We start from the raw sequence: 11,441 nt of genomic DNA on the forward strand, positions 1-11,441 counted from the left end.
AATTATATTGCTAAAGTAGGTGAAATATACACCATTATTAAATAAGCAGTGAAGATAGTGACTCGTCACTGCTCATTTTTAATTGTACTAATTGGAAGCGATACGCTTTAACTTATTTATCTGTAGGCTCTGAGATTTGATAAAGCTTATGATCGTCACACGTTGTTTCACAATTACATACTTTATTGACACCGACGGTATTTAACCCGCCACAACTTCCTTGTATTTCTTTTCGACCAAATATTACGCCTAGTGCCATTAATAAAATAACAAGAACAAAAACACTGAAAGTAATTAATAGGGTGCTCATTACTTTACTCCAAAAATAGTGAACTTTCGTATTAACTGTGGCGTATTTAGCTTTGTCACTGGCATTGAGCTTGTTTTCTTTTTACTGCAACCGCTTTGTTTTTTATTTTTACATGGACGACCTTGAGAAGGGTCAGTGAGTTCAGTAAGACTTGATAATTTTATCGTTTCAAAAGACTCTTTTCCTGAAGTGCGAAATACTCGAATATTAGCGTTAAGAAGTTTCGTTAACATCTTTTCGCCAATATTACGTATTAACACAATATCAGTGTGTTGGCTTTTTAATAGGGCTAATAACGATTTTTTACCACGACAACCTTCACCTTTTAAAGCTGGGTTTGCTCTTCGTTCTGATGTGTTCTGATCCGTAAAAATAAATTCTTCAGCCTTCGTGAAATGGCCGGCAATACGTTCATTTTGATAAGGAATTGCAAATATCATTCTTCTGTCTCCGTTTGTAGCATTAAGGCTTTACCTTCAACCAAACAGCTTGTTACTTTAAATCTTGCTTGTTTAACAATGTTGCCGAAGGTTTGGCGGGATACCATCATTTGATCGGCTCCTTCTTGTTGACTCAGTCCTTCAAAATCAGCTAAACGCAATGCTTCTAATTCTTCAGCAAGTAACTCAACTTGTGGTAACTCGACGGTAGGTACCCCGTTTGGTTTAAAGCAACTGTAAGGTGCTCTGCCGCAAATACGACGGCATTTTTTAGGTCTTGCCATGAATGCTCTCCATTAAATATGAAAGAAGTATAAGTAAGTTTATAGCATATGCCAATAACTATTTTTGGCATATGCTATAAACCCTATGAGTAATTCAGATTAAAAAATAGTCATTAGGTTCTTTTTCTTTACTTAGATCAAATGGATTTAAGAAGGAGTAACGACAAGCTTATTTTTATTCGTTATTATCCGATTCAATTAGAATAATTAACTTGGCTAAATATTATGAAAATTTCTGTTGATGGTGGTTCTTTTAAAGTTTCTGTAGATACTGAGTACGAAGGTTTGGTGAGTGAAGCGACTCACATCTTCCATACTACGCGTGAAGAAGCTGGCTCAAACGACAGAGCAATCTTACGTTTTCTGCAAATTATTATTGAGCACCGTGAAGATAATGACGCCATTGGTTATGCATCAATGGGTCTATTAGGTTGGTATAACGAAGTAATTTATCCAGTAGAAGATAAAGATATCGTATTGAACTTACCTAAAATTTTACCGCATTTGTTAAATCCAGCGGGTGATCTTACGGCAACAAGTGAAACAGAAGGAAACACCTTTAAACACTGACCGATCACTATTTCTAGACAAAAAATAAACGCCCTTAATGTGATGAAATTGGGGCGTTTTTTGTTGGTGGCACTTTTAATTATCTTAAATTAAGATAAATACGGACTACATCAATACCTCAAATAGCATTCACTTTACACTGACGCAAAACCATTAATAATGTAACCCATGAGCCAAGAAGACATTCAAAAAACGATAGCGAGTTTTACTTGCATAGAACAAGCGTTAGATCACTTTGACATTGGATTTGATAGTCGATTTATTGATGATAATCGTCTACAACTCATGAAACGGTTTAATGGGTATCTGCTGCTGACAAAACCAGACGATTGGTTTTCTGCTCGTCGTGCACTTAAAAATGCTTACTGCAAGGTACAACGGAGTTATTTAAGCAAACACTCTCGGTCTGCTTGTCGAGGTTGCACAACTTGTCAGCGTCGGTAGATGAAACATGCTTGTAATTAACAAAGCCCACTAAACTCTCAATGGATTTAAAGTCTATATTAAGTTTCAACAAGGCGTTTTTTCTTTTATCACAATACATTACATTGTAGATATAAGTGAAAATGTGATGCCACTGCATATAAACTTTGTGCGAGAGCACTCTTTGTTTAGAGATAGGCAGCCATTGAGTGAAGTGCTGTTCAAAATCTGCGTGCCAATCAAGACGTATAGAATTTAAATTAGGATGCGGACCATTCGTGAGGTTACATAATGTAATATCCCAATGTTTGTTTTGGCATTGCTGCGTAAATTTTTCCCATGTCTCATTCCACCAGCCAATGTTTTTTCGGTTAATCTGATTGGAATAGTCAGGCGTTGATGGAGAAGCATATAGATAATAAAGATCGCATTGATTTTGTTTAACTCGCTTTTCAAAATTAGTGATTGAAGATCCTCGTAAAAAGCTTTCATGCTCAAGTAATAATTGAAATTTTTTATTCTCGGATATAAGAGTATTTAACAGTAAGTAATGAGCATGAGCTACATATACAGGACGTAATATAACGCCTTCTTTAGTCTTAGTTTCAGACTGGTAAGCGTAAGCAATATCATCAAACTTATGTCGTGAAAATATTTTTTTATAAGTCATTTCGACAGATGAAAAAGAAGAGTGGCTTTCTTTATGTTTAGGTTCAACGTTATTTAATTGATATAGATCTTTACTGTGTGAGTTGTCTAATAATAAATTATCACTATTGAGAATTTGAAAACCGAGCTTACAATCCACTGTACTTAATCCCCAACATTTTAATCCAGACTGTCGAGCGCTTCCTGAGCGTAGCATCACGGTATTTGTTTTTGTATGAAGTATAAGCGGGTTTTCTGTTTGGACAATATCAGTAACTAACAACTGAGTGACGTGTTCTAGTAATTGAGATAGCTGTGTTAAGCGAGTATAAAAAACTTTACTGTTTAATCCTAAATGATGATGTAGTAATGATGGTGTCTTACCATTTGTGATTGCATCTAACATAGACTGAAGTTTTAGAGAGAGCGTAGCTGGATTTAATAAGCTAAATATATGCGCGCATTGGCAGCATCTTCGTCGCGGACTGCCTGATTTTGTTGTGCCATAAGCCTGTGTGCGAGTCTTTTTGGCACAGTTAGGGCAATAGGGGGCTTGTATTGCATTTTTACTTTGTGAGATTTGATTATAGAGTGTCAACATTGAATTATTATCAAGGACCGGGGTAAATGCCCCACACTCTAAGCACTGGTAAGAATCAAAACCAAGTTGATTATTGCGCTTATAAATTGACAAGTCAGGGTTAGCTAGATTAATGCAATCAAATGATTTACATCCATTAAACTCTGTTTTCATTGTTTAATTATCCAACTAACCACTGAGAATTAATTACCTATTTATGGTGACATCAACTTGTCGACCAAGCTTTGGTACGATGATTTTCTTATGCTGTTTAAAGCCATCAATTAGTACTTGAGTCACCGAATCACCTTGAGACAGTTCAGTACCTTTATTAAATACAGTATAACCATCTCCGCCACTTGCTGCATATGAATAAGTTGCTACAGTATATTTCTGAGTATTAGAAACCGGCTTACCATTGATGTTAAGGCTAATTAAACGATTATATTCTGGTTTTGAACTGTCATAATGTGCAGTTATCCCCGAGAATTGAGCGAGACCATAAGGAAGAGTATAGCTGTACTCAAGTAACTCCTTAACATCTTTTCCGGTTAGCTCTACGACGGTTAATTTGTCAGTAAACGGGAATAGATTCATTACATTTTCACGGGTAACGTCGCCTTCGTTTAAATCAACTCGAATACTACCAGAGCTAAGCATTGCGATGTCAGCATTTACATTTTGGCGCATTAAGTCTGCTGCTAGATTTCCAATGTTTGATTCTCGGTAGTAACGACGGAAGGCAGGAGCATCAATTGTCGCTAATTTATCTTCTAGACTTGGATTATCAGTACGAACCTTTTGAATTAATTTGTAGGTTTCTTCATCACGTTTTAGGTTGTTTGAATCAACAGGGATTAGTTTTCCACCAAGAAATGTAACGTCATGCTTTTCAGTATCGACAGTAAATTTAGTGTAACCAAGGTGCATGCCTTGTCCAAAAGTTAGGCCAATAACCGTACCTGTATCAGGATGAACAACCGGTTCATTTAAGCCATTATCTGAATGACCTCCAAAAATTACATCAACGCCTTTCAGTTTTCCAGCCATTGCGAAATCTTCGTCAAACCCACGTTGCACTTCAGCGTCAGCTTCTTTATCTGTTTGCATTGGCGCTGTTTTATTTTGGTGGGTAAGAATAACAATCATGTCAACGTCGTCACGTATCTTATCAGCCCATAATTGTGCCGTTTCTGTTGGATCTTTTATGCTTAACCCTTTACGGTTTCCCTTCCACATGGTGTTGTAAAACGCATCAATACCCATGACACCAATAACACCGATTTTGACGCCATCACGTTCAATAATGGTGTATGGTTTGGCAAGCAGTTCATTAGAAGATTCATGGTAAATGTTGGCGTTTAGAACTGGGAAGTTTGCTCGTGGCATCGTTTTTACTAGAGATTCCCAACCATATTCAAATTCATGATTACCTAGAGTAATTACGTCATATCCCATTGAGTTGTAAAGGTCAAAAGGAAGGGCGCCTTTAGTTTTTTTAGATAAAGCACCAGTATAAATGTCACCTGCATCAAGTAAAAAACTTGTACCTTCTTCGCTTCTAATATTTTTAATTAACGTTGCGATATAAGGAATACCGCCCATCATTTCAATATCATCTCGCCAGAAAGCTTCAACAGGTTCATAAACGCTTTCAATGTCATTGGTATGCAATAAGGTAACTTCTTTTATTTCTGCCCATGCAGGAAGAGATGTCGCTGCGCTGATTAGGGATAAAGAAAGGAAAAGAGGTTTCATTTTATATGATTTCATTACGGTCTCATTCTGTAGAAGTAAGGTTAACGGTTGCTATTCTACGAATCACGGCAAATGTAAGCGTGATGTTAATCACATTTGATAAATCAATCAATAGTTCGGTTTGCAGGTTTTACCATTTGAGTTGGTTGTTGATATAAAAAGCCCTCAATGATCAACATTGGGGGCTTTTGGTTTATTAGCTTTAAAAATAAATTACTTAACGTTTAAGTTATTCATCTGTTGCTGTAGTTTATCTAACTGTTGCATCTTTCCTTGTAACTGAAGCGATTGAGAACTGATTGCAGCAGGGTTCATTAATTGACCTGATTGCATTGGATAATCAGGTAGTGTGCTAAAGAACTCACCTAGTACGTCTTGCATCGGCACAAATAACCACATGTTATCAGCCATCCAACGCATATACATACCTGATTCATGTGGTGCTTTTTCAAATGGGTCAGCACGTAGGTGAATGATTTGAGGCCAGTTTGGTTCTAGACGAACGGCATTTGAAATATTACCTTCCATTACAGCAAAGTTAAGTTTCCAATCCTTCCAGCGTACCGCATTCAGCTCACCATTTGCAGTGAAGTAGAGTAGGGATTCGCGAGGGCCTTTATCTGTTTTGCCTTCAAAGTACGGCTTGAAATCGTAACCATCAATATGAACTTTGAACTCTTTGCCGTTGGCTTTGTAGCCTTTAGCTAGCTTCTCTTTCACATTAGGAACGCCAGCGGCATCAAGTAAGGTTGGAAGCCAATCTTGGTGTGCCATCATTTCATTGATTTTAGTGCCCGGTTCGATAGTTCCCGGCCAACGAACAAGTTGTGGAACACGCATACCGCCTTCCCATGTCGTGCCTTTTTCGCCATAGAATGGGGTTGCACCGCCATCAGGCCATGTCGCTGTTTCTGCACCGTTATCGGTTGAATAAATAACAATGGTGTTATCTGCCACGCCTAAATCGTCTAGCTTATCCAGAAGGATACCAACTTGATCATCGTGTTCCATCATGCCATCAGCATAAATACTTACGCCAGATACGCCTTGGTATTTCTCTTGTAGACGAGTCCAAACGTGCATACGCGTCGTATTGTGCCAGATGAAGAAAGGTTTATCGGCTTTAACTGCTTTTTCCATAAACGCGAGTGAAGTGTCTAGGAATTCTTCATCCGCATGTTCCATACGTTTACGCGTCATTGGGCCGGTATCTTCGATCTTACCGTCAGCAAACGACTTAATCACACCGCGAGGACCGTAATTTTTACGGAATTCAGGGTCTTTAGGGTAGTAATACGTTTCTGGTTCTTCTTCCGCATTTAAGTGATAAAGATTTCCGAAAAACTCATCAAAACCGTGGTTAGTTGGTAGGTGTTTATCTTGATCACCAAGATGGTTTTTACCAAACTGAGCAGTCATGTAACCCTGTTCTTTTAATAGATCTGCAATAGTAGGAGCCCAATCTGGAATCCCATGATCAGAGCCTGGCATACCAATTGTCAACAGACCGGTACGGAAAGGTTCTTGGCCTGTAATGAAAGCGGCACGCCCAGCGGTACAAGATTGTTGTCCATAGTGGTCGGTAAAGAGTGCGCCTTCGTTAGCAATACGATCAATGTTTGGTGTGTCGTAGCCCATCATGCCTTGGTTGTAAGCACTGATGTTCCAGTAACCCACATCATCACCAAAAATAGCTAGAATGTTTGGCTGAGCTGCGGCCATTGCCGCACCAGAGGTAGCCAGTAAACCAACGCCAACAGCGATTTTATTTAAATTATGTCCCATAAAGAACTCCAATTAGTTGCGATTAATTATCTGTACTCTAAATGAGAAATAATAACTCGTCGCTTTATAGGCGTTATAACCAAAGGTTATATTTTAACTTAAATTATTGATTATAAATAAATTGTGTGTGTATTTGTATTATCTTGATTTAAGAGAGAATGAGATCTTTATCAAAGAGTTTTAATTGGTAACTCTTTAAAAATAGTAGAATATCTGCTGGCATAGCGAGACCATCGGTAAACATCACTCGCAATAGCTGCATCAAATACGGTGATAATTTCTGGTTGCTTTAAAGCACGCCGAAACGCAAAGAGTTTACTTATTTTTTCAAATTCTTTTGGGGTGAAGCCTGTGATGTATTTAAATGCATTTCGAATGGTTTTTTCAGATATATTCTGCTGCTTGGAGAGAAGTTTGATCGCCTCGGTAGAAGACATTTCCATCATAAAATTAATACACTTTGGAATAAAATCTTTTCTTGATAACTTACTTCTACCGGTTGGCGCTTCTTGGCGCATAGGGGTCGGGTGAAATGCGAGTAATTCTACAATCCGAATGAGTAATATAGCACCAATGTTTACGGTATTATCAGGAAAGGATTTAGCCGCTTTTTGGGTGATTTCTCTTAATTCTTGAGCATAATTTACATCGATACTTACTGGTACCATGCTATGGCAAAGTTGGTTGAATTTTTTGTTGTTGCTTTTTATATCACACACTAAAATTGGTGAATTGGCAGGGATCTGAAAACAAAAAGGTAATTGGCTTTGCTCTGAGATTAAAGCGAATTGATTATTTTTACACTCAATGCCATTCAAGCGCAAACCACCGCTGTTAACATCTAATAGTAATAACGTTTTTGAATGGGGTGATAATGGTAAGTGAAAACTAAATAAAATGATTGGATCTGGACTTTCGAATAAATAAAAATTAACGTTATCTCGTTCTAGATATTGAAAGGTAAAGTTTGCAGTATCAAGCGTAGAGGAGAAATTGGGGATTAATGCTTGCCCATTAAATAATTCCCACAGTTTTTCGCTAAATTCATCGAATGTGAAGTGATTTAGATTTGTCATTATTTACCTTTAAAGCTAATTCAATCATAAACAGAGCCCAGAATGAGCCCTGTTTATTTAGGTGTTACTTATTTACCCGCGTTGGATATTTTTTCCATATTCATCATTTGATTCATTACTTTATCAACTGAGAAACTAGGGATTTCTTGACGTGGAGGGAACTCTTTGAAGCTCTGAAGCATTTTGGCAACTTTAGCCTGCGCAGGAACAAATAAGAACACATGGTCAAATGCCCATTCATCATAACCAAACCCTTGATCTGCTTTTTCATATGGGTCAACTTGTAGATCGAAAATCATTGGCATACGTAACGTAGTAAGTTCACGAGTCCATACTTCCCAACCTTGGTGCTCTTGTATCTTAAAGTGTAGCTTCCAGCGACCATCACGCATTGCAAGTAGATCACCATCATCCGACCAATAGAAGAACTCTTTACGTGCACTTTCTTTTGATTTTCCTGTTAGGTAATTGACTTGGTTATAACCGTCTAGGTGATTTTTGTAAGTCACACCATTATCGGCTTTGTAGCCTGTTAATAATTCTTTCTTAATCTCTTTATTACCAGCGATAGCAGCTAGGGTAGGTAGCCAATCTTCACCTGCAAACATTCCGTTAAGTTTTGTGCCGGGTTTTATATGTCCAGGCCACTTCACAACAGCTGGAACTCGGAATCCGCCTTCCCACCCAGTGTTTTTTTCTCCTCGGAATGGGCTGAAAGCGGCATCAGGCCAAGTGGCATTCATTGGACCATTATCGGTGGTATAAATAATTATAGTGTTATCATTAATACCAAGATCATCGACCTTATCTAATAATTTACCGATGATATTGTCATGCTCAACCATGCCATCTGCGTAATCTCCAAGGCCTGTTTTTCCTGAGTTTTCGGCTTTTATGTGTGTTCGTGCGTGCATTCGTGTGGTGTTATACCATGTAAAAAATGGCTTATCGGCTTTTACTGCTTTCGTCATGAAGTTGACGGCTGCATCTAATGTTTCTTCATCAACGGTTTCCATACGCTTACGTGTTAGAGGGCCTGTGTCTTCAATTTTTCCGTCAGCGTATGAGTGAATAACGCCACGGGGCCCAAAGTCTTTACGGAAGTTCGGATCTTTTGGATAATCAGGATTTTCTGGTTCTTCTTCTGCATTTAAGTGATAAAGATTACCGAAAAATTCGTCAAAACCGTGGTTGGTTGGCAACATATCATCATTGTCACCAAGATGATTTTTACCAAATTGCCCTGTGGAATAACCTAAATCTTTTAAGGTTTGAGCAAGGGTAATATCTTCTGCTTGTAGACCTTGTTTTGCACCCGGCATACCGACTTTAGTTAACCCTGTTCGGATCGGCATTTGTCCAGTAATGAATGCCGATCGCCCAGCCGTACAAGACTGCTGACCATAATAGGAGGTAAATAGAGCGCCGTCGTTTGCAATACTATCAATATTCGGAGTTTGATAGCCTAGCATGCCTTGGTTGTAAGCTGAGATATTTCCGTAACCAACGTCATCTCCAAAAATAACGAGAATATTAGGTTGCGCTGCTGCATAGGCAACATGCATTCCTGAAATGACTATTCCAGTAGCAATAGCGGTTTTCTTTAGTATTTTATTCATAAATTTTTCCTAAAAGAATGTATCTATATATCGTGGTTTTCGATTAGAAGAATATTTGAAAGAAACCCTTATCATCCTGTAAAAACGGAAATAACGCTGTATTGGAATTGGTTATGTTGCTCATATCTGAAAGTTATAGTTAGTATTGTAAATAAAATGTTTATTATTTGGTTGAAAATGTTTACTTTGTAAGCTATACATTAATCGATACTCTTTTATTAATGGAAACAGGAGTTTATATGGAAGTTAAAAAGGGAACAAAACGCCGCTTAAGTATTATATCTGCAGTTCTTATGGGGGCTTCAGGGTATTCTTTGGCTGCTGAACAACCAAATATTCTCGTTATTTGGGGTGATGATATAGGCCAATCAAATATCAGTGCTTATACCTTTGGTCTGATGGGGTATAAAACACCGAATATCGATAGTATCGCCAAAGAAGGGATGATGTTTACTGATTACTATGGTGAGCAATCATGTACTGCAGGACGTTCTACTTTCATTACTGGGCAAAGTGTTTTACGCACAGGTTTGAGTAAAGTTGGTTTACCTGGTGCAGATATTGGTCTGCAAGCAGAAGACGCCACCATTGCTGAAGTGCTAAAACCAATGGGGTATATGACTGGGCAATTTGGTAAAAACCACCTTGGTGATAAAGATGAATTTTTACCGACAGCGCACGGATTTGATGAGTTTTTTGGCAACCTTTACCATCTAAACGCTGAAGAAGAACCTGAGAATATTGATTACCCTAAAGATCCTGAATTCCGTAAGAAATTTGGTCCTCGTGGTGTTATTAAATCTTATGCTGATGGCAAGATTGAAGATACCGGCCCTCTAACGCGTAAGCGTATGGAAACGGTAGATGATGAAACAATGGCAGCAGCGATTGATTTCATGGGACGAGCAGTAAAAGCGGAGAAACCATTCTTTGTATGGTGGAACGCGACTCGAATGCACTTTAGAACTCACGTGAAACCTGAACTACAAGGTTCTACAGGCATCAGTAACTATGCGGATGGCATGGTTGAACATGATAATCACGTAGGTGAAATTCTAAAAGCCGTTGATAAATTAGGCATTAAAGACAATACCATCGTGTTCTATTCTACCGATAATGGTCCACACATGAACTCGTGGCCTGATGCCGGTACAACCCCATTCCGTAGTGAGAAAAATACAAACTGGGAAGGGGCATATCGTGTTCCTGCGATGGTTCGTTGGCCTGGTAAAATTGAACCAGGTGTCGTATCAAATGAAATCATGCACCACATGGATTGGCTACCAACGTTTGCCGCCGCTGCGGGTGATGACAAGATTAAAGAGGAGTTGAAAAAAGGAACAAAACTTGGTAACAAGAGTTTCAAAAATCATCTTGATGGCTACAACTTTTTACCTTACTTAACGGGTAAAGAAGATAAAGGCCGACGTGAAGAGATTTTCTACTTTACCGATGATGGCGATTTAGCAGCGCTTCGTTATAACAAGTGGAAAGCGGTATTCATGGAGCAACGAGTGAATGGTACGCTTCAAATTTGGTCTGAACCGTTTGTAACACTACGTTTGCCTAAGTTGTTTAACTTACGTATGGACCCATACGAAGTGGCTGATGTAACGTCAAATACGTATTACGATTGGTTATTAGATCACGCGTATATGTTTGTTCCTGCACAAGCGTATGTGGGTAAATTCTTAGAGACATTTGAAGAGTTCCCTCCTCGTCAAAAAGCAGCAAGCTTTAGTTTGGATCAGGTTATGGAAAAACTTCAACAACCGCATAATAAGTAAGTGAACCTCCAGTAATATTTGGGCTCTTCGGAGCCCTTTTTATTTTTAGTCAAAACCTTTGTTAATTCACAGAACCTATAGCTTGGGTGGAAAGTTGGCACTATATAAGCTATATCTAAATGATTGTTATCTTTAGTTTTAAAGATAAAGAACTAAATAAA

The 11,441-nt window shown here is 38.3% G+C and carries 11 protein-coding genes; 3 read left to right on the forward strand and 8 right to left on the reverse strand.

Annotated features, from left to right (window positions below; all coding sequences use genetic code 11):
- Nucleotides 1-112 precede the first annotated feature (112 nt).
- From nqrM to A6E06_RS13275, 3 genes are read right to left on the reverse strand one after another with little or no spacing between them, the layout of a single operon-like run.
- Nucleotides 113-310 carry a (Na+)-NQR maturation NqrM gene (gene nqrM / locus A6E06_RS13265; protein ID WP_065591258.1) on the reverse strand — a complete coding sequence of 66 codons (198 nt, stop codon included), beginning with the start codon at nucleotides 308-310 and terminating at the stop codon, nucleotides 113-115.
- Nucleotides 310-750, reverse strand: coding sequence for a NifB/NifX family molybdenum-iron cluster-binding protein (locus tag A6E06_RS13270; RefSeq protein ID WP_065591257.1), 441 nt, complete (start codon nucleotides 748-750; stop codon nucleotides 310-312). The genes nqrM and A6E06_RS13270 overlap by 1 nt, the downstream gene beginning before the upstream one ends.
- Nucleotides 747-1,034 carry a DUF134 domain-containing protein gene (locus A6E06_RS13275; RefSeq protein WP_065591256.1) on the reverse strand — a complete coding sequence of 96 codons (288 nt, stop codon included), beginning with the start codon at nucleotides 1,032-1,034 and terminating at the stop codon, nucleotides 747-749. The genes A6E06_RS13270 and A6E06_RS13275 overlap by 4 nt, the downstream gene beginning before the upstream one ends.
- A 225-nt stretch (nucleotides 1,035-1,259) precedes the next feature.
- Here A6E06_RS13275 and A6E06_RS13280 point away from each other — a divergent pair, with 225 nt between their 5' ends.
- Nucleotides 1,260-1,604 (forward strand): hypothetical protein, encoded by a 345-nt coding sequence (locus tag A6E06_RS13280; protein ID WP_065591255.1) that lies wholly within the window; start codon nucleotides 1,260-1,262, stop codon nucleotides 1,602-1,604.
- A 168-nt stretch (nucleotides 1,605-1,772) separates the two neighbouring features.
- On the forward strand, nucleotides 1,773-2,048 hold the full coding sequence (locus A6E06_RS19630; RefSeq protein ID WP_083190337.1) for a nitrogenase-stabilizing/protective protein NifW: 276 nt from the start codon (nucleotides 1,773-1,775) through the stop codon (nucleotides 2,046-2,048).
- Here the strand turns inward: A6E06_RS19630 and A6E06_RS19865 are convergent.
- The 5 genes from A6E06_RS19865 to A6E06_RS13305 all read right to left on the reverse strand — a co-directional run bounded on the left by A6E06_RS19865 (nucleotide 1,957) and on the right by A6E06_RS13305 (nucleotide 9,493).
- On the reverse strand, nucleotides 1,957-3,429 hold the full coding sequence (locus tag A6E06_RS19865; RefSeq protein WP_065591254.1) for a hypothetical protein: 1,473 nt from the start codon (nucleotides 3,427-3,429) through the stop codon (nucleotides 1,957-1,959). The two genes, A6E06_RS19630 and A6E06_RS19865, sit on opposite strands and share 92 nt — an antisense overlap.
- 33 nt (nucleotides 3,430-3,462) lie before the next feature.
- Nucleotides 3,463-5,028, reverse strand: coding sequence for a bifunctional UDP-sugar hydrolase/5'-nucleotidase (locus A6E06_RS13290; protein WP_065591253.1), 1,566 nt, complete (start codon nucleotides 5,026-5,028; stop codon nucleotides 3,463-3,465).
- Nucleotides 5,029-5,226: 198 nt separating this feature from the next.
- Nucleotides 5,227-6,798: an arylsulfatase gene (locus A6E06_RS13295; RefSeq protein ID WP_065591252.1), complete on the reverse strand. Its 1,572-nt coding sequence runs from the start codon at nucleotides 6,796-6,798 to the stop codon at nucleotides 5,227-5,229.
- 170 nt (nucleotides 6,799-6,968) lie between these two features.
- Nucleotides 6,969-7,874 carry a hypothetical protein gene (locus A6E06_RS13300; protein ID WP_065591251.1) on the reverse strand — a complete coding sequence of 302 codons (906 nt, stop codon included), beginning with the start codon at nucleotides 7,872-7,874 and terminating at the stop codon, nucleotides 6,969-6,971.
- Nucleotides 7,875-7,942: 68 nt separating this feature from the next.
- Nucleotides 7,943-9,493 carry an arylsulfatase gene (locus tag A6E06_RS13305; RefSeq protein ID WP_065591250.1) on the reverse strand — a complete coding sequence of 517 codons (1,551 nt, stop codon included), beginning with the start codon at nucleotides 9,491-9,493 and terminating at the stop codon, nucleotides 7,943-7,945.
- A 239-nt stretch (nucleotides 9,494-9,732) separates the two neighbouring features.
- On the opposite strand from A6E06_RS13305, the gene A6E06_RS13310 reads away from it, so the two are divergent.
- Nucleotides 9,733-11,280, forward strand: coding sequence for an arylsulfatase (locus tag A6E06_RS13310; protein WP_065591249.1), 1,548 nt, complete (start codon nucleotides 9,733-9,735; stop codon nucleotides 11,278-11,280).
- Nucleotides 11,281-11,441: the final 161 nt, after the last annotated feature.

It is taken from the genome of Aliivibrio sp. 1S175, from assembly GCF_001690985.1.
GTDB lineage: Bacteria > Pseudomonadota > Gammaproteobacteria > Enterobacterales > Vibrionaceae > Aliivibrio.